This window comes from Aeromicrobium sp. CF4.19 (assembly GCF_051262555.1).
GTDB lineage: Bacteria > Actinomycetota > Actinomycetes > Propionibacteriales > Nocardioidaceae > Aeromicrobium.
On the sequence record NZ_JBIMEU010000003.1, the window covers coordinates 384,918 to 407,382 of the forward strand.

General features: G+C 71.5%; 19 protein-coding genes and 1 tRNA gene. 6 read left to right on the forward strand and 14 right to left on the reverse strand.

All coding sequences use genetic code 11. From position 1 onward, the window contains the following. Window positions 1–19: 19 nt before the first annotated feature. Window positions 20–2,068, reverse strand: coding sequence for an MMPL family transporter (locus ACHAAC_RS09570; protein WP_435715899.1), 2,049 nt, complete (start codon window positions 2,066–2,068; stop codon window positions 20–22). 60 nt (window positions 2,069–2,128) lie between these two features. On the opposite strand from ACHAAC_RS09570, the gene ACHAAC_RS09575 reads away from it, so the two are divergent. Further along, window positions 2,129–2,572: a MarR family winged helix-turn-helix transcriptional regulator gene (locus tag ACHAAC_RS09575; RefSeq protein ID WP_435715900.1), complete on the forward strand. Its 444-nt coding sequence runs from the start codon at window positions 2,129–2,131 to the stop codon at window positions 2,570–2,572. 23 nt (window positions 2,573–2,595) lie between these two features. Here the strand turns inward: ACHAAC_RS09575 and fahA are convergent, their stop codons facing one another. Together fahA and ACHAAC_RS09585 are read right to left on the reverse strand one after the other, a co-directional pair. Continuing rightward, window positions 2,596–3,810 (reverse strand): fumarylacetoacetase, encoded by a 1,215-nt coding sequence (fahA, locus tag ACHAAC_RS09580; protein WP_435715901.1) that lies wholly within the window; start codon window positions 3,808–3,810, stop codon window positions 2,596–2,598. Further along, complete coding sequence (locus tag ACHAAC_RS09585; protein ID WP_435715902.1) at window positions 3,807–5,018, reverse strand: homogentisate 1,2-dioxygenase; 1,212 nt, start codon at window positions 5,016–5,018, stop codon at window positions 3,807–3,809. The genes fahA and ACHAAC_RS09585 overlap by 4 nt, the downstream gene beginning before the upstream one ends. 106 nt (window positions 5,019–5,124) lie before the next feature. On the opposite strand from ACHAAC_RS09585, the gene ACHAAC_RS09590 reads away from it, so the two are divergent. Then, a complete protein-coding gene (locus ACHAAC_RS09590) occupies window positions 5,125–5,583 on the forward strand; it encodes an SRPBCC family protein (RefSeq protein ID WP_435715903.1) in 459 nt (152 codons plus the stop codon). Window positions 5,584–5,722: 139 nt separating this feature from the next. On the opposite strand, the gene ACHAAC_RS09595 is transcribed toward ACHAAC_RS09590, so the two are convergent. The 3 genes from ACHAAC_RS09595 to ACHAAC_RS09605 all read right to left on the reverse strand — a co-directional run bounded on the left by ACHAAC_RS09595 (window position 5,723) and on the right by ACHAAC_RS09605 (window position 10,279). After that, entirely contained in the window at window positions 5,723–7,861 is a 2,139-nt protein-coding gene (locus tag ACHAAC_RS09595) for a DEAD/DEAH box helicase (RefSeq protein WP_435715904.1), read from the reverse strand. A gap of 273 nt (window positions 7,862–8,134) precedes the next feature. After that, window positions 8,135–8,863 (reverse strand): TSUP family transporter, encoded by a 729-nt coding sequence (locus ACHAAC_RS09600; RefSeq protein WP_435715905.1) that lies wholly within the window; start codon window positions 8,861–8,863, stop codon window positions 8,135–8,137. Between the two features lie 12 nt (window positions 8,864–8,875). Beyond that, a complete protein-coding gene (locus ACHAAC_RS09605; protein ID WP_435715906.1) occupies window positions 8,876–10,279 on the reverse strand; it encodes an FAD-binding oxidoreductase in 1,404 nt (467 codons plus the stop codon). A gap of 32 nt (window positions 10,280–10,311) precedes the next feature. Between ACHAAC_RS09605 and ACHAAC_RS09610 the strand changes: the two genes are divergently transcribed. Further along, window positions 10,312–11,256 carry a bile acid:sodium symporter family protein gene (locus ACHAAC_RS09610; RefSeq protein WP_435715907.1) on the forward strand — a complete coding sequence of 315 codons (945 nt, stop codon included), beginning with the start codon at window positions 10,312–10,314 and terminating at the stop codon, window positions 11,254–11,256. Window positions 11,257–11,259: 3 nt separating this feature from the next. On the opposite strand, the gene ACHAAC_RS09615 is transcribed toward ACHAAC_RS09610, so the two are convergent. The 6 genes from ACHAAC_RS09615 to ACHAAC_RS09640 all read right to left on the reverse strand — a co-directional run bounded on the left by ACHAAC_RS09615 (window position 11,260) and on the right by ACHAAC_RS09640 (window position 15,828). Then, on the reverse strand, window positions 11,260–11,718 hold the full coding sequence (locus tag ACHAAC_RS09615) for a hypothetical protein (protein WP_435715908.1): 459 nt from the start codon (window positions 11,716–11,718) through the stop codon (window positions 11,260–11,262). A 71-nt stretch (window positions 11,719–11,789) separates the two neighbouring features. Then, complete coding sequence (locus ACHAAC_RS09620) at window positions 11,790–13,589, reverse strand: alpha/beta hydrolase (protein ID WP_435715909.1); 1,800 nt, start codon at window positions 13,587–13,589, stop codon at window positions 11,790–11,792. Further along, window positions 13,586–13,993, reverse strand: a complete 408-nt coding sequence (locus ACHAAC_RS09625) for a hypothetical protein (RefSeq protein WP_435715910.1) — start codon at window positions 13,991–13,993, stop codon at window positions 13,586–13,588. Before ACHAAC_RS09625 ends, ACHAAC_RS09620 begins: the two co-directional genes overlap by 4 nt. Continuing rightward, window positions 13,990–14,457, reverse strand: a complete 468-nt coding sequence (locus ACHAAC_RS09630) for a hypothetical protein (RefSeq protein ID WP_435715911.1) — start codon at window positions 14,455–14,457, stop codon at window positions 13,990–13,992. Before ACHAAC_RS09630 ends, ACHAAC_RS09625 begins: the two co-directional genes overlap by 4 nt. Before the next feature lie 273 nt (window positions 14,458–14,730). Beyond that, window positions 14,731–15,354 carry a hypothetical protein gene (locus ACHAAC_RS09635; RefSeq protein WP_435715912.1) on the reverse strand — a complete coding sequence of 208 codons (624 nt, stop codon included), beginning with the start codon at window positions 15,352–15,354 and terminating at the stop codon, window positions 14,731–14,733. Window positions 15,355–15,582: 228 nt separating this feature from the next. Continuing rightward, entirely contained in the window at window positions 15,583–15,828 is a 246-nt protein-coding gene (locus ACHAAC_RS09640) for a hypothetical protein (RefSeq protein ID WP_435715913.1), read from the reverse strand. Window positions 15,829–16,027: 199 nt separating this feature from the next. Between ACHAAC_RS09640 and ACHAAC_RS09645 the strand changes: the two genes are divergently transcribed. Beyond that, complete coding sequence (locus tag ACHAAC_RS09645) at window positions 16,028–18,388, forward strand: fibronectin type III domain-containing protein (RefSeq protein WP_435715914.1); 2,361 nt, start codon at window positions 16,028–16,030, stop codon at window positions 18,386–18,388. A gap of 60 nt (window positions 18,389–18,448) precedes the next feature. On the opposite strand, the gene ACHAAC_RS09650 is transcribed toward ACHAAC_RS09645, so the two are convergent. Together ACHAAC_RS09650 and ACHAAC_RS09655 are read right to left on the reverse strand one after the other, a co-directional pair. Further along, a tRNA-Arg gene (locus ACHAAC_RS09650) sits at window positions 18,449–18,524 on the reverse strand. A gap of 61 nt (window positions 18,525–18,585) precedes the next feature. Next, entirely contained in the window at window positions 18,586–19,161 is a 576-nt protein-coding gene (locus ACHAAC_RS09655) for an N-acetyltransferase family protein (RefSeq protein ID WP_435715915.1), read from the reverse strand. Between the two features lie 245 nt (window positions 19,162–19,406). On the opposite strand from ACHAAC_RS09655, the gene ACHAAC_RS09660 reads away from it, so the two are divergent. Together ACHAAC_RS09660 and ACHAAC_RS09665 are read left to right on the forward strand one after the other, a co-directional pair. Next, window positions 19,407–21,227, forward strand: coding sequence for a phosphoenolpyruvate carboxykinase (GTP) (locus ACHAAC_RS09660; RefSeq protein WP_435715916.1), 1,821 nt, complete (start codon window positions 19,407–19,409; stop codon window positions 21,225–21,227). A 139-nt stretch (window positions 21,228–21,366) separates the two neighbouring features. Next, complete coding sequence (locus ACHAAC_RS09665) at window positions 21,367–22,413, forward strand: AbrB family transcriptional regulator (protein ID WP_435715917.1); 1,047 nt, start codon at window positions 21,367–21,369, stop codon at window positions 22,411–22,413. Window positions 22,414–22,465 lie beyond the last annotated feature (52 nt).

The following is a 22,465-nucleotide window of genomic DNA, read 5'->3' on the forward strand; positions in this document are numbered from 1 at the left end:
CCCCGATCGTGTGGACGGCTCAGCCTAGGCGGTGTCGGTGGTGCATCCTCGACGGCCACCAGAACCGGTCGCCGAGCAGCGCCACCAGGGCGGGGACGAGGATGCTGCGCACCACCGTCGTGTCGAGGAGGACGCCGAACCCGACGATCACGCCCACCTGCGTCAGCACCAGCAGCGGGAGGACTCCCAGCACGGCGAAGACCGCCGCCAGCAGGATGCCGGCACTGGTGATGACGCCGCCGGTCACCGCCAGCGCGTCCACGATGCCGCGGCGGGTGTCGCCGTGCGCGAGCACCTCCTCGCGCGCTCGGGTGGTGAGGAAGATGTTGTAGTCCACGCCCAGCGCGACGAGGAAGATGAACGCCAGGAGCGGGACGCTGAGGTCCATCGCCGGGAAGCCGAGCCAGTGCTCGAACACGAGCCAGCCGATGCCGAGGGCGGACACGTAGGACAACACCGTCGTGCTCGTGAGGACGAGGGCCGCCACGATCGAGCGCAGGAGCAGCAGGAGCACGGCGAGCACGATCGCGAGGACGACGGGGATGAGCAGCGTGCGATCCTCCTGCGCCGTGGTGCGCGAGTCGAGGTCCTCGGCCACCTCGCCGCCCACGAGCGCCTCCGGGTCGACGTCGTCCAGGGCGGTGCGGAGCTCCTCGACCGCGGCCAGACTCTCCACGCTGCCGGTCTGCTCCGCGAGCACCACCTCGACCTCGGCCACGCCGGAGGTGTCGTCGCTGCCGGCCACGCGCGCAGACTCGGCCCCGGCATCCTCGGCCACCGTGACGACGTCCTCGGCCGCGTCGATGCTCGTCGCGACCCGCGTCGGGGACGAGAAGCCTGCTGGGAAGGACTCGGCGAGCCGCTCCTGGGCCACGACGGACTCCGGGGCGTCGCGGAACTGCTCGGTCTGGGCCAGTCCGGTCTGCAGCCCGAGAGCAGCGGCGGCCATCGCGGCGAGCACGACCGTGCTCACCAGGGCCACGGGCACCGGCCGCGCGACGACGCGACGGCCCAGCCGCGCCCACGCCCCGTCTCGGCTCGGGTCGGCCTGCCCGGCGCGCGGCACGAAGGGCCAGAACAACCACCGCCCGGGCAGGACCATCGCCGAGGGGAGCACCAGCAGCGCGAACGCGACGGCGACGGCGAGCCCGATCGCGCCCACGAAGCCGATGCCCTGCACGAAGGGTGCGTCAGCCAGCCCGAGGGCCAGCAGCGCCAGGATCACCGTGCCCGAGCTCGCCAGGATCGCCGGGCCGGCGGAGGACACGGCTCGCCGCATCGCCTCGTGGCGCCCCTCGTGGCGGCGCAGCTCCTCGCGGTAGCGCGCGATCAGCAGGAGCGCGTAGTTGGTGCCGGCGCCGAAGACGAGGACGGACGTGATGCCGGTGATGGCTCCGTCGACTCCCACGCCGCTGGCCGCCGAGAACGTGTCGGCCGCCGCGAGCGCCGTGCGGTCCGCCACGCCGACCACCGAGAGGGGCACCAGCCACAGCCACGGGCTGCGGTAGGTGAACAGCAGCAGCAGCGCCACGACCGAGGCGGTCACCACGAGCAGGCGGACGTCCGCCCCCTCGAAGACGGCGCCGAGGTCGGCCTGGAAGGCCGGAGGCCCGGTCACCTCGGCGCGCAGGCCCTCGGGCAGCTCCGCCGCCGAGACGTCGCGGACGTCCTCCACGAGTGCCGCGTTCTCGTCGTCGCTCGTGTCCTGCGGCAGGGGCACGACGAGCAGGGCCGCCGTCCCGTCGTCGGCGGGGACGGGACCGACGACCTCGCCCGTGGCCAGGTCCGCAAGGCGCTCGCGCACCTGCTCGGCCGCACCGAGGTCGTCCGGGCGCAGCGCGTCCTCCCGCGAGAGGACCACGATCGCCGGGACGTCCTCCGCGGAGTCCAGGCCCTGCAGCGCGTCTGCCGCCTGCGCGGACTCAGCCGTGGACGGCAGGTTCGAGGCGGTGTCGTCACTCGTGCTCGGCTCCGGCGCCAGGACCAGCGCGAGCCCGGCCACCACGATGGCCAGGAGCACGACGAGCCAGGAGCGGCGCGGCCCCACGAGCGCCGCAGGAGCCCTCATCACTGAAGAAGTACTTCGATGCTGGAATGATTCCACGATCGAAATAGTAGGCTGGCCCCCGTGCGACGGCAAACCGACGAGATCGTCGACCTCCTGCGGCAGCTCACCGCGCAGACCGACCGCTGGGTGGACGTCCGGGGGCAGCGCCACGGCGTCCACCGGACCCACCTGCACGCCCTGGCGCACCTCATGGAGGCCGAGCGCACCGGACGGGCGATGTCACCGGGGGAGCTCGCCGACGCCCTGCGCCTGAGCGCCCCGGCCACCACGGCGCTCGTCGACCGTCTGGTCGACGCCGGTCACGCCGAGCGCAGCCGCCACCCGGTCGACCGGCGCCGCACGGTGCTGCTGGTGACCGACGCGGCCCGCACCACGGGATCGGCGATCTTCGCACCACTGGGTCAGCAGCTCGGTGCCGTCGCGGCGAGCCTGCCACCGGATGAGCGCGAGGTGGTCGCGCGCTTCCTGACCGCGGCCGTCGCCGCCATCGATCCCGACGCCTGACCCACCCTGGGACAGGGCGCTGCTCAACGAGCCGGCAGGACCCGTCCGACCACCTCTCCGAGACCCACCACCGCTCCGCCCGGGCCCGGAGCCGTGGCCGTGATGGTGACGACGTCACCGTCGTCCAGGTACCCGCGGGTGCTTCCGTCGCCAAGCTGGAGGGGACGGGTCCCGCCCCACGTCAGCTCCAGCAGGCAGCCGCGCTCGTCATCGCCCGGTCCGCTCACCGTGCCGGTCGCGAAGACGTCACCGGGCCTGACGGTGGCGCCACCGACCGTCAGGTGCGCCAGCTGCTGGGCCGCCGTCCAGTAGGTCGAGGCCAAGGGCGGTCGCGACACGACCTCGTCGTTGATCCGCACCTCCAGCAGCACGTCCAGTCCCCACGGCTCCGCCCCGGAGTCATCGAGGTAGGCCGGCGGGGCCGGCTCGCGTGGTGGCGGTGCGACACGGGCCTCGTCCAGGGCCTCCAGCGGGAGGACCCAGGCGGACAGCGTCGTTGCGAACGACTTGCCGAGGAACGGGCCGAGGGGCACGTACTCCCAGGCCTGGACGTCACGGGCGGACCAGTCGTTGAGCAGGCAGACCCCGAAGACGTGCACACCAGCGTCCTCCAGTGCGACCGGCGTCCCCGCGGACGTCGCGCCACCGAGCACGAAGGCCACCTCGGCCTCGAGATCGAGCTGGGTCGAGGGTCCGACGACGACGCCGTCCGCCGCCCGCACCTGGCCATGCGGGCGCACCACGTCGGTGCCGGAGACCACGACCGTCCCGGAGCGGCCGTGGTACCCGATGGGCAGGCTCCGCCACTGCGGTGGGAGGTCGGGGGCGGCGGGCCGGAAGATCTGGCCGACCCGGCTCGCGTGGTGCTCGCTGGAGTAGAAGTCGACGTAGTCCGCCACGGTGAACGGCAGCCGCAGCGTGACGTCGGCCAGCGGGTGCAGGTGGGGCTCCACCTCGGCGCGGAAGCCCGGGTCGGACAGCCGGCCCTGCACGAAGGACCGGACCGCGCGCCACGTCGTCGGGTCGGCGGCGAGCAGGGCGTCGAGCGTGCCGTCCTCCAGCAACGGACCGAGACCGGCCTCCCCCGCGGTGAGCCCGGTGAGGTCCAGCACCAGGTCACCGATGCGCACCCCCACCCGCGGTTCGTCGCTCCCGTCCCGCACGAAGGAGCCGTAGGGCAGGGCTGCGGGCCCGAACGGATCCTCGTCGGCGACGTCGACCCAGGTCTGTGGCCTCATGTGGTCGGCCCGCGTCCGGACCACGACCACGCGTAGCGTCCGTCGTCGCAGGCCAGGCCGCCCTCGCCCAGCTCCAGCGGCCGGAAGGTGTCCACCATGACGGCCAGCTCGTCGAAGAACTCCGCACCGAGGCTGCGCTCGATTGCCCCCGGCTGCGGGCCGTGGGAGTGGCCACCGGGATGCACCGTGATCGAGCCCTGGCCAACGCCCGAGCCCTTGCGGGCCTCGTAGTCGCCCCCGACGTAGAACATGATCTCGTCGGAGTCGACGTTGGAGTGGTAGTACGGCACCGGCACCGCGAGAGGGTGGTAGTCGACCTTGCGCGGGACGAAGTTGCAGACGACGAAGTTCGGCCCCTCGAAGACCTGGTGGGCCGGTGGCGGCTGGTGTACGCGGCCGGTGATCGGCTCGAAGTCCGCGATGTTGAGCACGTAGGGGTAGAGGCAGCCGTCCCAGCCGACGACGTCGAAGGGGTGCTCGGGCACCACGTGGACGGTGCCGCTGAGCCCGCCGGGACCGGGGCCGCGGTGCTTGACGTACACCTCGACGTCGCCGCCCTGCACCACCCGCGGGTCGGTCGGGCCCCGCAGGTCACGCTCGCAGTACGGGGCGTGCTCCAGCAGCTGGCCGTAGCGCGAGAGGTACCGCTTGGGCGGCGCGACGTGGCCGGACGCCTCGATGGCGTAGAGCCGCAGCGGCACGTCGGCGGTCGCGTCGGGCACCCAGCGGTGGGTCGTCGAGCGCGGGATGATCGCGTAGTCGCCCTCGCCCACGGTCAGGTCACCGAAGACCGTCTCCACGACTCCCGCCCCGGACTCGACGTACACGCACTCATCACCCGTGGCGTTGCGGTACAGCGGAGAGGGGGCGCCGGCCACGACGTAGGAGAGCCGGACGTCGGCGTTGCCGAGCACGAGGCGCCGGCCGCGCACGGCGTCGACGTCGCGCCAGCCCTCACCCTCGAACAGCGCGTGCAGCGCCAGGTGGCGCGGCACGAGGGGCGCGTTGGGCTGCGTCGACTGGTCCGGCAGCTCCCAGGGCCGGGCGTCGACGATCGCCGAGGGCACTCCCACGTGGTACAGCAGCGAGGAGTCCGACGAGAAGCCCTCCTCGCCCATCAGCTCCTCGCGGTACAGCTCGCCGGACTCGCTGCGGTGCTGCGTGTGCCTCTTGGGCGGGACGGAGCCGGCGGAGCGGTAGTGGGCCATGGGAGCCTCCTCAGCGACGATGATCCTCATCTCATCCTCTCGCCGGCTGGAGCAGATGGCCAGTTCCGGCCTGCGGGTCGTCGCGGACGGGCCTAGGGTCGAGCACATGTTCGCGCACCAGCGCACGATCACGGCACCGGTTCCGCGCCGGTGGGTGTGGGCGGCGCTGGCGGACCCTCGCCACCTCGCCTCGTGGGGCCCGATCGATCGCTGCGAGGTCGACCACGTCGACGTGCTCCGGCCCGGGCTCGAGGTCAGCTGCGTCGTCGAGCTGCTCGGCCGACCGGTCGGGGCCACGCTGTGCGTGCTGGAGGTGGAGCCGCAGCGCTATCTCGGGCTGCGCCTGGAGATGCTGGCCGCCACCGTCTATGAGTGCCTCACTCTCACTCCGGACGGATCCACCTCCACCCACGTGGACCTCGAGCTGGACGTCATGACGCCCTTGCCGAGCGACGCGATCCATCAGTGGGTGGATCAGCACGCGGAGGAGATGACGGCTGGGCTGACACAGTTCCTGCACCTGGAGTCGGCGGCGATCGGCCGCCCGTCCTCGCCTCCGGTGTGACGCGGACCACTCCGGAAGGTTGAGATTTCCACCATCATCTCGGGGTGAAGCATGTACGCTGGGAGACGTAACCCCGCATGGTTCACCCCCCGAGATCATGCGGGGTTTCTTCTTGCCCTGACGTGTGTGGCTCGCCGCGTCAGGCCCGCTCGGTCAGTGCCGAGCGCAGCAGTGCCGCCAACGCCTTCACCTGGACGTCGTGGTCGGCCCCCAGCTCCTCGTCGGAGCCGTCGAGGGCACGGGCCGCGAGCCCGGCCTTGCTGTCGATGAGCTCGACGATCGTGGAGTCGATCGTCTGCGCCGCGATGATGCGCCACGCCGTCACGGGCTCCTCCTGCCCGATGCGGTGCACGCGGTCGATGGCCTGCATCTGCTCGGCGTCGGTCCACGACAGCTCAGCGAGCACGACGTTGGAGGCCACCTGCAGGTTGAGGCCCACGCCCGCGGCGCTCAGCGAGCACACGACCACGCCGACGTCGGGATCGTTCACGAAGCCGTCGATCGCCTTCTGCCGGGCCGCCGGGGTCTGGTCACCACGGATGGACGTGGAGCGGATCCCCCGCTTGGCGAAGGTCGCCTCGGCCGCATCCATGACGTCGACGTGCTTGGCGAAGAAGACGACCTTGCCGACGCTGCGGGCCAGCTGGGCCGTGTAGTCGGCGGCGAGCCCGGCCTTGGCGCGGCCGATGCGGCGCACCATCGTGAAGACGTTCTCCCCGGTCTTCTCGGTGGTCTCGTCACGCTCCCACGCTGCGACCTTGCCGATGAGGTCCTCATCGATGGCGTCGACCGCGTGGCCGGCCTCACGGCGAGCCTCGGCGGCGCGCTCGTAGCGCGAGACCAGCCGCCGGGCCAGGTCCCGCTCCGCCTCGCGGATCGAGCGGCCCTCGTCGTCGTCGAGCTCCACCGGGATGTCCGCGATGCGCCGCGCCGGGATGTCGGAGGCGACGTCGACCTTGCGACGCCGCACGATGCCCAGGTCGATGACGCTCTGTCGGGCGGCCGGGTAGAAGCCACCGTCCAGCGGGGTCAGCCCGGTCTCCTCCAGCCTGCCCATCAGTGCCGGGCCGGGCTTCTTGGCGTCGATCCAGCCGAGGAAGCGCCAGATGGCGCGGAAGTCCTCGATGTCGTTGATGAGGGGCGTGCCCGTGAGCGCCATGAGCAGCGGGCGGGGGTGACGGGTGCGGATCTGCTCGGAGAGCGCGAGCACGTGGCGGGAGCGCTGGGACGAGGCGTTCTTGATGAAGTGCGCCTCGTCGAGCACCATGCCACGGAACCCGAAGTGCCCCAGCCAGCCGACGTGCCGGTCGAGCACCTCGTAGTTGACCACCACGATGTCGGCGAAGCCGTCGATGTTGTGGCCATCGCCGTGGATGACGGTGACAGGCCGGTGCGGCGTCCAGAGCTCGGCCTCACGGGCCCAGTTGGTCTTGACGACGTTGGGCACGACCACCAGCAGCGGGAAGGCCCCGGCAGCCTCGGCGGCGAGCAGCGCCTGGGCGGTCTTGCCCAGCCCCGGCTCGTCGGCGAGCAGGAAGGTGCGATGCCCGGCAGCGGCCCCCTCGACGACCTCGGCCTGGTGCTTCATGAGCTCCGGACCCTTGCCGATCTGCAGCGACGCGGGCTCGGGCAGGCCCATCGAGGCCACGGCGCCGTCGGAGGCCCGCTCGAAGGAGGACAGCAGCGGACCGATGAGCTCCCACGTGGAGAGCCGGCGAGTCTGCGGCTCGCGGCGCTCGTCGACGGCGGAGAAGTCCGGGGCGAGGAAGGGGTTGGCGAGCTGGCGGGAGACGACGGCCTGCGGGATGACGCGGCGGTCGACGGGGGCGGCCGGCGCCTGGTCGTCCGCAGGGGCCTCGGGCTCGGGAGCGGGGACGACGCCCGCGGCGGTGAGCATCTCGCGCTTGAGCAGGCTGCTCTCGTCGGAGACGACCGCGTCGGGCTCGAGGAGGGTGAAGAGCGTGGAGTCTCGCGCGGCGGACTGCGCCAGGATCGTGGCGATGCCGTCGAGCCGCTTGAGCTGCTCGCCGCGCTGGTTGTCGTTCAGCTCGGGATCGGCCTTCACCCGCGTGCGCTCCTCGCGCACCAGCAGGCCGACGGCCTGGAAGCGCGAACGCGTCGACATGGGGACGGGACCGCGACGGACGGCGTTCTCGATCTCGCGGACCGCTCGGGCGAGCACGGGCAGCAGGCCCTCGTCGTCGACCCGACGCTGGGACCGTCGGTTGCGCGGTGCGGTGCGCGTGGCGCCGGACTGGCGCTGGCCTCGGTTGGCCACAGGCTCCTCCTCTGGAGTGCGCGCATGCCTTGGGAAGAAGCCGGTCGACGGGCCGGGTGCCCGCTCCGTCGCGCCACGATCGGTGTAAACGTCGACGCGGGACGCACGGTGCCGTGAGGGTGCAGAACTGCTGACCCCGGGTGCATCGCTGCGACCGTCATGCGTGCCGGCTGGTGAGCACGGTCTTCGACGAGTCACCCGGCGAAGGAACCAGCGCTACCAGCGCGAGCCCAGTCTAGCGGGACTCGGCTCCGAGAGCGAGCGGCGCATCACTCACCCGAGGATCGAGCGCACCAGCAGGACCACGGCGGAGGTGCCGCACACCACGAGCACCGCCGGACGGATGACGCTCGGCGCCACCGCGCGTCGCACCGGTCCGCTCAGCAGGGACCCGAGCAGGAGCACCGGGAGCAGGCACGCGGCGACGACCAGCTGGTCGAGCCGCAGCTCACCGGCGATGCCCAGCCCGACGAGGCTGATCGCCGAGCCGACGAGGAAGTAGACCGCCAGCGTCGTCCGGATCTGTCGTGGCGGGCGGTGCTGGTAGAGCAGGGCCACCGGAGGTCCACCGATGGAGCTCGCGGTTCCCGTGACGCCCCCGATGAACCCCGCGACGCTGAGCGTGCCGCGGGTGATCGGGATGACGACGGTGCGGGCGGTCAGGACCGTTGCCGCGAGGACGATGAGTCCGACGCCGATCCCCAGGCCTCTCTCGTCCACGGACGCGACCACCCAGACACCGAGGACCGTGCCGAGCACCCGCGGCACCACCGTCCACCCGAGGCCGCGCCAGTCGATGTCCTCCCGCTCACGCGCGAGGGTCACCAACGGGAAGGTCGTGGCCAGGATCAGCATCACGCCCGGCATGAGCTGTGGGGCGGCGAGCGTGATGACGGGTGCGGCGGTCAGCCCGAGGCCGATGCCCACCACCGACTGCACGAGCGAGCCGACCAGCACGCCCGTCGCGATCGCCACGAACGCCACCACCCCGAGGTCTGCCACCGGCCCAGAGTCTCAGCCCCGGGACCCCGGACCTGCCTCGGGTCGACGATCAGGCCCGTCGAACAGGTTTCCCGGATTCAGCATCCCGGCGGGGTCGAGCGCAGCGCGGAGGGCGCGATGGACGTCCATCGACGTCTCCCCGAGCTCGCGCTGCAGCCAGTCACGCTTGAGCCGGCCCACGCCGTGCTCGCCGGTGATGGTGCCGCCCAGGTCCAGGGCGCGGGCGGTGATGCTCTCGAAGGCCCGGGTGGCAGCGGCCCGGCTCGCCGGATCCGCCTCGTCGAAGACGATTGTCGGGTGCATGTTGCCGTCCCCGGCGTGGCCGAACACCCCGATCGTCAGTCCGACGTCAGCGGCGACCTCCTCGACGTGGGCCAGGAGGTCGACGACGCGGCCCCGCGGGACGCACACGTCGTCCAGCAGCCAGTCGCCCTGGCGCTCCAGCGCTGGCAGGGCGAGGCGCCGCGCCTCCATCAGGCGGGCGCCCTCCTCGGGGTCGTCCCCGACCGCGACGTCGAGGGCGTCGGCCGTCGCGCAGATCGAGGCGACGGTCGCCAGCGCATCCCCTGCGTCGGGTCCGTCGCTCTGCACCAGGAGCATCGCGGCGACGTCCCCGTCGAAGCCCATGCGGGTGAGGTCGTCCACCGCCGTGAGCGTCGTGCGGTCCATGATCTCCACTGCCGAGACGTCGACCCCCGACGTCGTCACGGCAGTGACGGCTCGGCCGGCGGCGACGAGGCTGCCGAAGGTCGCCACCATCGTCAGCGGCGCTCGCGGTGCCGGCAGCAGCCGCAGCGTGATCTCGGTAATCACTCCGAGGGTGCCCTCGGAGCCGACGAACAGGCTGGTGAGGTCGTAGCCGGCAACGCCCTTGGCCGTGCGGCGACCCGTCCGCAGCACGCGGCCGTCGGCCAGGACCACCTCCAGGCCGAGGACGAAGTCCCCGGTGACGCCGTACTTGACGCAGCACAGCCCCCCGGCGTCGGTGGCGACGTTTCCGCCGATCGTGGAGAAGGCGACGCTGCCCGGGTCCGGCGGGTAGAAGAGCCCGTGCTCGGCAGCGGCCGCTCGCAGGTCACCCGTCACGACACCGGGCTGGACCACGGCGAGGCGCTCGTCGGGGTCGATCGACAGGATCGAGGCCATCCGGTGCGTGCTCAGGACCACCGCTCCCTCCGGTCCGTTCGCGGCTCCGCTCAGCCCGCTGCCGGCCCCGCGGGGCACCACCGACCAACCACGTCGACCGGCGACGCGCAGGCAGTCGGCCACGGCCGCGGTGTCAGGGGGTGCGAGGACGACGCCGGGCGTGGCGCGCTCGGTGAGCCGGGACTCGTCGTGCGCGTGCGAGGCCAGCACGTCGGCGTCGTCCGGGAGCAGGCTGTGCGCGAGCTCGTCGGCGTCTCGGGCCGGGTTCATCCGGTCAGTATCGCCTGCCTACGGTGACTCCCATGGACGCACGAGTCATCGGGGAGAAGGCGGGGACCTGGTTCCCGCTCGTCGTGCTGGCAGCAGGGGCGGTCGCGGTGTGGCAGCCCGAGCCGTTCACGGGCCTCGGCCCGGCGGTGCCGTGGCTGCTCGCGGCGATCATGCTCGGGATGGGCATGACCCTGCGTCCGAGCGACCTGGGTGCCGCGATCACGCGCCCGGCGGCGCTCGCGGTGGGTGTCGCGGCGCAGTTCGTCGTGATGCCCCTGGTCGGCCTCGCGCTCGCCAAGGCCTTCGACCTGTCGCCCGCCCTGGCCGTCGGGGTCATCCTCGTCGGGTCCGCCCCGGGCGGCACCGCGTCCAACGTCATGGTCTACCTCGCCAAGGGCGACACCGCACTGTCGGTCGCGATGACGACCGTCTCGACGCTGCTCGCGCCCCTGCTCACGCCCCTGCTCGTGCTGTGGCTCGCGGGCGACTACCTGCCGGTGGACACCCGCGGACTGCTCGTCTCGATCCTGCAGATCGTGCTGGCGCCGATCGCGATCGGCGTCCTCCTGCGGCTGTTCCTACCCGGGGTGGTCGAGCGGCTGCTGGACGTCATGCCGCTCGTCTCCGTCCTGGGCATCACCCTCGTCGTGCTGGCCGTGGTCGCCGGCAGCGCGGACACCGTCCTGTCCGCCGGGCTGCTGGTGGCCGTCGTCGTGGTGCTGCACAACGGCGTCGGCCTGCTGCTCGGCTATCTCGCGGCCCGGGCCGTGGGGCTGGACGAGTCGGCCCGCCGAGCCGTCTCGATCGAGGTCGGCATGCAGAACTCCGGCCTCGCCGCCGGACTGGCAGCGGTGCACTTCAGCCCGGCCGCGGCGCTGCCGGCCGCGCTCTTCTCGGTGTGGCACAACGTCTCCGGCTCTCTGCTCGCCAGCTGGTGGTCGCGCCGACCCGCCCCCGAGACCACCCCGAAGCCCTGAGCGCTACCGCCCGGCTCCCTCGGGCAGCTCCAGGCACCCGGTCCGGACCGACACCGAGACCGCGACGACGTCGGGGTTCGCCGACGGCGTGATGATCTCGACGCTGCCGCGGACGACGACGCCGTCGTCGCCCACCTCGGTCTGCACGGAGACCCAGTCCTCGGCCGTGCGCTCGGGCTGCCACCCGCGATCGTCGAACGCGGCGACGACCCGGTCGACGACGTCCCCCGGCTCTGCGCCAGGGACGAGGAAGCTCCCACCGACGTCGAGCCGCTTGAACCGGGCCGGGTAGAGCTCGTCACACGTCCCGTAGCCGGCGCTGCTGCCCCCGCGCAGCTCCTCTGCGTCGACCGCACCTCGTGCGGCCTCGACGATCTCGGCGAAGAACTCATCGACGGCCTCACGCGTCTCGTCGACGCTCGCCTCGTCGGAGATCGTCGTGTAGTCGGGGGGCTTCACCACGTCACCACAGCCTGTCGTCGTCGCGGCGAGCAGGAGCAGCACTGCTACCACCCCTCGTGAACGCATCGCCCTCACCCTATGCCGGCGCGCCGGTTGAACCAGTCGACCAAGCCGTTCCGCGCGTCCTCGCCGGCCTGCCTCAGCCACCAGGCCTCGTTCGACTCGGTCCGAGGGTCGTGACGCTCCACGTCGCCACCGTGGCCCGCCACGACCTTGGCGATGTTGGCGAGGGAGGCCGAGTCCTGGGTGCCGCGGCCCTCGTCCTCCATCGTCTCCTTGTCGTCGAAGTAGGACGTGTGGTTCTCCGCGCCCCGCTCGAAGCCGGACGGGGAGAGGGTGAACTCGCCCTGCTCGTCGACCCGGAACCGGACCCCACCGAAGCCCTCCGACGCCGGATCCACGCCGAGCGAGACATCCTGCTCGGTCCCCAGACGAGTCACGAAGTCCTCGTCCGACGCGCCGATGTAGACGTTCCCGGTGAGGTGGTCGGCCGTCGGGTTCGCATCGCCGGCGCCGGGGCTGCCCACCAGGACGACGTCGTCGGCGTCCATCCCGTCGCCGGCGGCGATGCCGGTGGTGACCGAGCCGTAGCTGTGACCGACGACGGTGACGTGGGCGCGCGGGTCCTGCTGCTCACCATCGCCGCGATAGGTCTCGCGCAGACCGTCGACGAAGTGCGAGAGGTTGGTGGCTCCACGGTCGGCAGCGCCCTCGCCGGCCACACCCAGACCGTCGACCACTCCGTCGACCGAGCCGGAGAAGTCGGGCGCGTCGTAGCCGAGGTAGGCGATGGAGGCGACGGTGCCGTCGCTCTGCCGGGCCGCCGCCTCGCGCACGGTGGCGGCGTCGCCCGCGACGCCGTCGAAGTTGTTCATGGTGCTGCCGAGCCCCGGGATGTTGACAGAGACGTGGTCGGCGGTCTCGGGGTTGCCGAACGCGACGGCGGCGTGGCCGTCACCGTCGGCAGCTTCGGGGTCGAAGATCATGAGGTGGGCGGGGACGGGGTCGCCGTTGGCGTCGATCTGGTCCTCGGCCGCGCCCAGGGCCTGGTACATCTCGCTCGTCTTGTCCAGGAGGTCGGCGTCGCCGTCGGAGAGCTCCTCCCCGTCCTCCTGCTGCTGTCGGAGCTGGTTGTGCAGCGCGCTGAGACCGGCCCGGTTGGCCTCGTCCCGGTCGGCGACGGGGATGCCGTCGAGGTTGCCGATCAGCCCGGGGTGGGCCATCTTCAGGGCCTCGCGGGCCTGGGGGCTCAACGAGATCCACCACGTGTGCACGGCGTGGGGATCGTCCGCGATGCCCTCGACGTGCTGGACGAGGCCGGGCACGTCGGGGGAGTCGGCCGAGAGGGCCACGGCCTCGGCGGTGGTGTCGGCCGAGCGCAGCGTCGTGATCAATCGGTCCTCGGCGTCGGTCACGTCCTGCCGCCAAGTCTCGACGTCGGTGTCGAAGGTCGTGACCTCGACGTTGTGGCGGCTGATGTCGCCGCCGAGCGCGGAGTCGTCGTCAGCGTCCTCGTCGGCTGCCCGGGCCTCGAGCTCCGTGGCGCGGGTCTGCAGGGTGTGGCGGCGGGTCTCGAGGTCGGTGCGCGCGGTGCGCAGGGCGTCCATCCGGTCGCAGAAGACGTCGAGCGCGGCGAGGCCGACGCGCAGCGCGGCGGTCGCCGACTCCAGATCGCGGGCCGTGCCGGTCATCGCGTGCTGGAAGATCTCCGCGGGGTCACCCTCGAAGCCCTCGGGCGCGGAGCTGGCCCGCATCACCTCAGAGGCGTCCGACATGACGACGCCGCAGGTCCGCACGCCCGACGCGACCGACCGTGCTCCCGGCTGGGGCGTGAGCTCGGGGACCTGGCTCGGACGTCGGACGGGCGTCACGGGATCGGGCCCTGCGTCGGGTCGGGTGCGGGGCCGGGGTCGTCGGTCGGGAAGTCCGGTACGCCGTCGATGGTGGGCCGCACCGCGTTGTACCGCTCGTCCCACGGGAGGATGGCGCGCAGGTCGTCCGCCGCCGCACCGTCCAGCTGCACGACGCTCGTGGTGAATCCCGCGAGACCGTCCGCCCGGCCCTGCGCGGCATCGGCGTGGTTCTGGACCTCGGTCAGCCACGTCGTGAGGTAGGTCCGGGCCACGGGACCGACCCGGTCGCCGAGGTCGTCGACGGCGTTGGAGGCGTCGGTGAGGCGTTTGTGGCCGCCGCGCAGCTGCTCGGACTGGTCGTCCCACTCGTCCCGCACCGACTGGATGACCGACAGCATGATCGCGAAGGTCTGACCACTCACGTCGGACGCCCGGGGAGCTGCAGCGGTGCGCTGGTGACCGTCACGACGACGTGATCGCGCTCCACCGCGACGTCAACGTGCATCCGGCCCCCGTCGGCGACCATCCAGGGCTTCGGTGCGTCGATGGGCCGCAGCTGCCAGCCCCACTGGAGGATCGCGGCCCCCACGGCGGCGAAGGCGGCAGCAGCGTCCTCCTCGTCGTCACGCTCCACTCGCACGCGGGTGCGGTGGGTGTGCAGACCCTCCCGGGTGCGTTGCCAGCGGTCCCAGGTGCGGGTGGCTGCGAGGTCGGCCGCGGTGAGCAGGTCAGCGGCCGTGGTGGCCGTGGCCTCGGCGCTGGTCTCGATCGTCAGCTGGTCGGCGACGGGCCGCTCGTCCGGCTCGATCGGCGGCAGGACGACGAGGTCGACGTCGGGCTGCAGCTCGCGGAGCCGGTCGAAGAAGCGATCCCCCGTGCTCGTCACGGCCAACCCCCGTTCACCCGTCGGTGACATCACCGCGACCATAGCCGTCCTCGCGCCAGGCGACCAGATCCTGCCGGCGACATGGTGCGGCGCCCCCACCCCGAGCCGTGAGCGCGCGGTAGAGGCGCCGACTTCATCGCCTCCGGCAAGACTCGCCGCTGGTGGCTCTCCTGCTGCGTGAGCCGAGCGGCCGAACCAGCGGCTGCTCCTGTTCTACCCAGTTGCGGCCTGTCCCGCACCTCGAATGCGGCCGAGCGAAACCGGCAGGGTGGGTCAGTGGCGCGCAGCCCGGTCGACGCGGTGGTGGTACCGGTGGCCGAGGATGCCGCCGAGGATGGCGAACAGGAGCGTCACCGCGATGACGACGACCGCCGCGATGATGGCTCCCCAGCTCAACTGATCGGTCGAGACCGGGATCCGCGGCAGGTCGACCCGCTCGAGCACGTTGTAGTCCGAGCCGAAGATCGCTCCCAGGGCGACGGCGAGGATCGTGACCAGGAGGCCGACGATCCACACGCCCACGCCCTGTCGCACCCCGTCGAAGCGAGACATGCGACCGGCGACGTAGCCGCCCGCGAAGTAGGCGAGGGCCAGGATCACCAGGAGAACGATCGCGCTGGAGAGGGCGATCGTGCCGGCCTCGCGCTCCGCGTCGGACTGTGTGACATCGATGGAGGATCCGACGCCGGCCAGGACCGCACCGACGGTGCCGGCCAGGAGGACCGCCATGCCGATCGCCACGATCCAGCCGAAGAAGGCGGCGCCCAGGTTGAGCCCGCCGAACTTCTCACGCGCCCGTGCCTCGTCGGCGACGACCGGCTCGCCGTGGTCGCGCGGCGCAGGCCCGCGGCCCCTGGCCCCCTCGTCGGCCTCACCTCGAGCTGACCGGCGGCCCACCGGTTCACTCCTGTCGGCAGGTGCTCCATCGCGCGGGTTCTCTGAGTGCCTGACCATGATGTGCTCCTCGATCGGGCTGACGGCGGTCGGCCGTCAGGATGATGGTGCAAACGGTTGGTGGATGTGATGTACCCGGGTCGCACCGCGCCGAAACATCACGGGGGTCGTGGCGCGAACCCGGGGTCGTCGAGCACCATCTCCGACCTCAGCTCGATGGATCCGAACGGCTCAGGCACCGCCGAGCGGGGTCTCGCGGAAGGTCGTCGGTCGTCCGGCGTGCACGTCCTCGGCGTAGGAGCGGAGCCACTCCTGGTCACCGACCGCCATGAAGACGCTGAAGGTGGCTCGCGCCAGATCCTCGACCTCGCCCACGTCCATCCCCTCGGCCTCGACGCGGACAGCGGCATCGGCCTCGGCCAGCTGGGCGGCCACGGCGTTGGTCGCGGCGCTGCTGGTGTCACCGTCGGAGGTCATGTCGCCCACGCTAGACCCTGCAGGCGGCATCGTGACCCATGGCTCGATACGGCGCGCTCGTGAGCGGGCGTCGGGCACCGTCCTGCGCCGACTGTTCACCGACAGGCAGTCGCCACGCCATCGTCGCGTCACCCCGGAACATCCACGCTCCCTAGCCTGCGAGAGCCCTGATTCCATCGACGAAGGACACCGCGAAGACATGACCGTCATTCCCCGACGACGTCGGCTCACAGCGATCGGGACGGCGCTGGCCTTCAGCGCCACCGCCGCCCTCACCGCCGTCGCCGCGACCTCCGCCCACGCCGCTGACCCCATCCCGCTCGTCTCCAGCGGGGACACCGAGTGGCGCTACCTCGATGACAACACCGATCCAGCGGCCGGCACCGACGCCCGCACCAGCTGGACGACCACCGACTTCGACGACGCCGCCTGGCAGACCGGAACCGGCAGCTTCGGCGCCCTGCGCGGCGAGCTGGCACCGCTCAACGGCGGCTTCCTTCCGGACGTGCTGCTGAACCAGTACATCGACGGCGATGGTGCCCCGAACGTCCCGGCCTTCTTCTTCCGTACCGAGGTCGAGCTCTCCGCCGCGGACCTGGACCAGGACCTGGACCTGCGCGGCTCGGTCCGATACGACGACGCCGCGACGGTCTACGTCAACGGCACCCGCGTAGCAGGCTTCCACGACGAGGCGATCACCGAGAACATGCAGTACGGCGGCTCGAACCAGTCCACGCCCAACCTGGGGGAGATCGCTGTGCCCTCCGACGTCCTGACCGAGGGGTCGAACGTCATTGCGGTCGAGATCCACCAAGGGCGCGAGACCAGCTCCGACGTCTACTTCGACATGCCGTCGTTGCAGCTCGAGCCGACGCCGCCCCCGTCCGGCCCGTCGTCGGTGCTGCTCGGCGTCGGCACGGACGAAACCGAGCGCAACCTGTCGTGGTTCAGCGACACCGGTCAGGCAGAGGTGGTGCAGATCGCCCCCAGTGCCGGCCTGGTGGACGGCGGACTGCCCGAGACGGCCACCACCATCGAGGCCACCGAGACCGGTCCGTCGCTGGACGGGATCAACGCCTACTCCCACGCCACCCTCAGCAACCTGGAGCCCGAGACCGCCTACACGTACCGCGTCGGCAGCGAGACGGGCTGGTCGGATCTTCGTACGTTCAGCACGCACGGCACCGACCTCGAGCACGAGTTCACGCTCATGGGTGACCCGCAGGTCGGCTCGTCCGGCAACGTGGTGCGAGACGGTGAGGGCTGGGCAGCCGCGTTGACGGCTGCCGACGAGCTCTACCCCGACTCCCAGTTCGTGCTGTCGGCCGGTGACCAGGTCGAGAACGCCGGGAGCGTCGAGCAGTACCGCACCTTCCTGGCGCCCGAGCAGATGTCGACCCAGGCCACCGCCATGACGTTGGGCAACCACGACATCGGTTCGCCACTGTTCGGCCAGCACTTCAACCTCCCCAACGTCACGGAGGCTGACTCCGCAGGTGGCAGCTACTGGTTCAAGCACAACGGCGTGCTGCACCTGAACATCAACTCCAACTCCAACGATTTCGCGGCGCACGAGCGGTTCCTGCGGGAGGCGATCGAGGCCGAGGGTGACGACGCCGCGTGGACGGTCCTGACCTTCCACCACGGACTGTTCAGCGTGGGTCCGCACTCGATCAGCGGCAGCGTGGCCAAGCGCGAGGGTCTGGCACCGATCATCAGCAGCCTGGACATCGACCTCGTGCTGGCCGGGCACGACCACAGCTATGCGCGGTCGCACCTGATGGACGGGACGACACCCATCGTGGGTGAGACCGAGGCCAACGACGACGGCGTGGAGGTGCTGCGTCCCGAGGACGGCGAGGTGCTGTACATCACCGCCAACTCCTCCTCGGGCAGCAAGTACTACTCGATCGCCAACCCGCTCGCGAGCTACGCCAGCGTCATCGACCAGAGCCGTACACCCACCGTGGCGAGCGTCGAGGTGGAACAGTGCTCGATCACCACCACGTCCCAGCGGACCGACAACGACGAGGTCATCGACGCGGTCGAGCTGTTCAAGGACGAGGGCGCACCCGCCCTCACCCTCCCCGAGAGCGACGAGGTCACGGTCAACGACGACTTCGACCCGATGTCGGGCGTCGGCATCGACGACGCCTGCGACCCCGCCCTCACGGCCGAGGACGTGACCGTCGACGGCGAGGTGGACACCGGCACGGCCGGCACCTACTCGCTGACCTACGCGGTGACCGACGCCTCGGGCAACCAGGTGGAGGCCGAGCGCACGGTCGTGGTCGTCGAGGGCTCGGACGACGACTCGGGCTCCCCGCAGGACCCGGACCCCGATCCGGGCACCCCGGGTGACGCCTCGCCCACCGACGGGTCGTCGCAGGACTCGACCGGTGCCGTCGACGGCGTCGGGGGGTCGGCGACCCAGGCGGGCGTCGACCGGGTGCTCCCGGCGACCGGTGCGCAGATCACCAAGATGCTCGTCTCGCTGGGCGCGCTCCTGCTGCTCGCCGGAGCGGTGACGGTCGTGCTCGCGCGACGTCGCACCGCCTGACGGCGCTCCGGTCCGACGACGAAGGCCGGGTCACAGCGTGCGCTGTGACCCGGCCTTCCGTGGTGCGCCCGGAGGTATTCGAAACCCCAACCTTCTGATCCGTAGTCAGATGCTCTATCCGTTGAGCTACGGGCGCATGCCCCGAAGGGCAGGAACGAGTCTAACCCGCAGGCTCCGAAGCGGTGAAATCGGGGCGATCAGGCCAGTACGCGGCGCATGACCAGGCGCGGCATCTTCGACGCGACGGCATCGGTCTGCCCGATCACCTCGAAGCCGACCTTCTCGAACATCGACCGAGTGCCGACGAACGCCATCGTGAGGTCCATGCGGCCGTCGGGGTCGACGGGGTGGGCCTCCACCGCGGGTGCACCGTGGGCAGCAGCGTGCTGCACCGCTCCCTCGAGCAACCGGGTGGTGACGCCCTGCTTGCGGTGTCCGCCGCGCACCACGACGCAGATGATGCTCCAGACCGCGACGTCGTCGACCGGGCGGATGAGCGCGCTCTTGACGAGCCGCGGGATGTCCGAGCGTGGGCTGATGCTGCACCAGCCGACGGGTATGCCGTCGCGATACGTGACGACGCCCGGCGGGTGCTCGCGCTCGCAGAGGCGCCGCGCCGCCTGCTCCCTGCTGCCCTCGCCCAGCTCGGTGATCTGTGGCGCCGTCAACCGGTGTGACAGGCACCAGCAGTGCGTCTCGCGCCGGTTGGGGTTGACGACGTCGGCGAAGTCCTCGAACCGGTCCGGCGTCACGGGGTGGGTCTCCCAGGTCATGGGCCCAGCGTGGCACCTCGCCCCGACACTTCCCCCTCGAGCTCGCGCCATGCGCCCGGCCACCTGTGACTCATCCCACCCGCCCTGGACTCCCCCCACGCCATCTCAGCCCTTACTCTCGGAGGACCGCCCGGCTCTGCCGGGCGGTTGCCAGTTTTCAACCATCAGCTGTCCGCGACCTCACGGCGTCGCGGAAGTGCGAACCGATGCGCTCGGTCCGCGATGCGCGAGAGGGACACCGCCACATGCCCACTGACCAGACCAGCTCGACCTACCGCACGACCCACAGCGGCCTCCAGGCCTGGGTCGACGAGGTGGCCGCACTGACCACCCCCAGCCGGATCCACTGGGTGGAGGGCACTCCCCAGGAGTGGACCACCCTCACCGACGAGCTGGTCGAGGCCGGCACCTTCGTCCGTCTGGACGACGCCAAGAAGCCGAACTCCTTCTGGTGTGCGTCGGACCCCTCCGACGTCGCCCGCGTCGAGGACCGGACCTACATCTGCAGCGTGGACGAGGCCGACTCCGGCCCCACGAACAACTGGATGGCGCCGGACGACATGAAGGCGCTCATGAGGGGCCTGTACGAGGGCTGCATGCAGGGCCGCACGATGTACGTCATCCCCTTCGTCATGGGCCACCTGGAGTCCGAGCACCCGATGTTCGGCGTCGAGATCACCGACTCGCCCTACGTCGTCGCCTCGATGACGGTGATGGCCCGTGTGGGCAACGCCGTGCGCGACAAGATCGAGGAGCTGCAGGCCGACTACGTGCCCGCGCTGCACTCGATCGGCGCGCCGCTGCAGCCGGACGAGGCCGATGTGCCGTGGCCGTGCAACGACACCAAGTACATCGTGCACTTCCCCGAGGACCGGATGATCTGGAGCTTCGGCTCCGGCTACGGCGGCAACGCCCTGCTCGGCAAGAAGTGCTACTCGCTGCGCATCGCCTCGGCGATGGGCCGCGACCAGGGCTGGATGGCCGAGCACATGCTCATCCTCAAGCTCACGAGTCCCGAGGGCGTCGTCAAGTACATCGCCGCCGGGTTCCCGTCCGCGTGCGGCAAGACCAACCTCGCGATGGTCGAGCCGACCGTCCCGGGCTGGAAGGTCGAGACGATCGGCGACGACATCGCCTGGATCCGCGTCGGCGCCGACGGCCGCCTGTACGCCGTCAACCCCGAGTTCGGCCTGTTCGGCGTCGCGCCGGGCACCGGCTGGAACACCAACGCCAACGCCATGCGCACCATCGAGCAGGGCAACAGCGTCTTCACGAACGTCGCCCTGACCGATGACGGCGACGTCTGGTGGGAGGGCATGACCGACGAGCCGCCCGCCCACCTGACCGACTGGAAGGGTCGCGACTGGACGCCGGACTCCGCCGAGCCGTCCAGCCACCCGAACAGCCGGTTCTGCACCCCGATCAAGCAGTGCCCGACGCTGGCGCCGGAGTACGACGACCCGAACGGCGTCCCGCTCGACGCGATCCTGTTCGGCGGACGCCGCAAGACCACGATCCCGCTGGTCACCGAGGCGCGCGACTGGACGCACGGAACCTTCATGGGTGCCACGCTCAGCTCGGAGACGACGGCCGCGGCCACCGGCGCCGTGGGCGTCGTGCGTCGTGACCCGATGGCGATGCTGCCGTTCATCGGCTACGACGCCGGTGACTACTTCAGTCACTGGATCAACATGGCCAAGAACAACGACGAGTCCAAGTTCCCGAAGATCTTCTACGTGAACTGGTTCCGTCGCGACGAGGACGGCGGCTTCCTGTGGCCGGGCTTCGGTGAGAACAGCCGGATCCTGAAGTACGTCATCGACCGTGTCGAGGGCAAGGTCGAGGCTGCCGAGACGGCGATCGGCCTGGTGCCTGCCCCTGACGCCATCGACACCGACGGACTGGACGTCACCGAGGAGCAGCTCGCTGCGGCCCTCGCCGTCGACCCGGATGAGTGGAAGGAAGAGATCCCGCAGATCAACGAGTGGTTCGAGAAGTTCGGCGACACCCTGCCGGCCGTGCTCTGGACCGAGCTCGACGGGCTCAAGGCACGCCTGGAGGCCTGAACCCAGCGCCCGACGACGCCCCCGGACCTCGTGTCCGGGGGCGTCGTCGTCTCCGGCCCCGGGCCCGGCCACCGGTGCTCGGCCGCGAGAATGTCGGGTGACCGGGGCACGCCAGGCCGTGGTGGACAGGAGGCCGAGGGTGAGGGACGCACTGGGACGCCTCGTCCTGCTGGCCGTCGCCGTCGCGGTGGCCGTCGGCCTGCTCGGCCTCGTGGGTGCGCCGACGCCGTCGCTGTTCGGTGGCCTGGTGGGCGCTGCTGTCGTCGCGCTCACCCTGCCCCGGCCGCCGTCGCTGCACCCGCTGGTGGGCCGCAGCGGGCAGGCCGTCATCGGCCTGGTGGTCGCGGTCGAGGTCGACCTCGAGGCCCTCGGGTCGCTCGGCTCCTCGTGGCCGGCCGTCATCGCCGTCATCGGCCTGACGCTGGTCGCGTCGATCGGCCTGGGCCAGCTGCTGCGCCGCGACGGCGTCTCGGCGACGACCGCGACCTTCGCGTCCGTGGCCGGCGGGGCGTCGTCGATGACGGCGCTCGCGCAGGACGCCGGCGCCGACCAGCGGATCGTCGCCGTGGTGCAGTACGTCCGCGTGCTCGTCATCCTGCTGACACTCCCGCTCGTCGTGAGCCAGGTCTTCGACACCGATACCGGCACGGAGCCCGCCCCGGCCCTGCTGGCGATGCCGGCCTGGGTCGACGTGGCGCTCGTCCTCGTGGTCTGCGTCGGCGGGCCGTTGCTCGGTAAGCTGCTGCGGATCCCCTCGCCGGCGCTGCTCGGTGCGCTCGTCGTGGGCGTGGGCGTGGGTGCCACCGGACCGCTCGACGAGGCCGTCGTCCCACCGCTGGTGCAGGCTGCCGGCTTCGTGGTCATCGGCGTGCAGGCCGGCATCGGCTTCACCCGCCAGACGCTCGCGCTGCTCCGCGGCATCGTCGTCACGGTGCTCGTCAGCATCGTGCTGCTGATCGTCTTCTGCGCCGCCCTCGCCCTGCCCCTGGCCGAGGCCACGGGGGTGAGCAGGCTCGACGCCTACCTCGCCACCTCACCGGGCGGCCTGCCCGTCGTGCTCGCCACCGCCACCGGAACCGGCGGCGACCTCACCTTCATCTCCGCCGTGCAGCTGCTCCGGCTGCTCGCCATCATCCTCACGCTCCCCCTCGCCACGGCGTGGGTCCGACGACGACGCAGGCGCTGATCATCAAGCCCGATCGCGTCGATGGGTAGTGCCGCGCGTCTGCCGGTCTGTC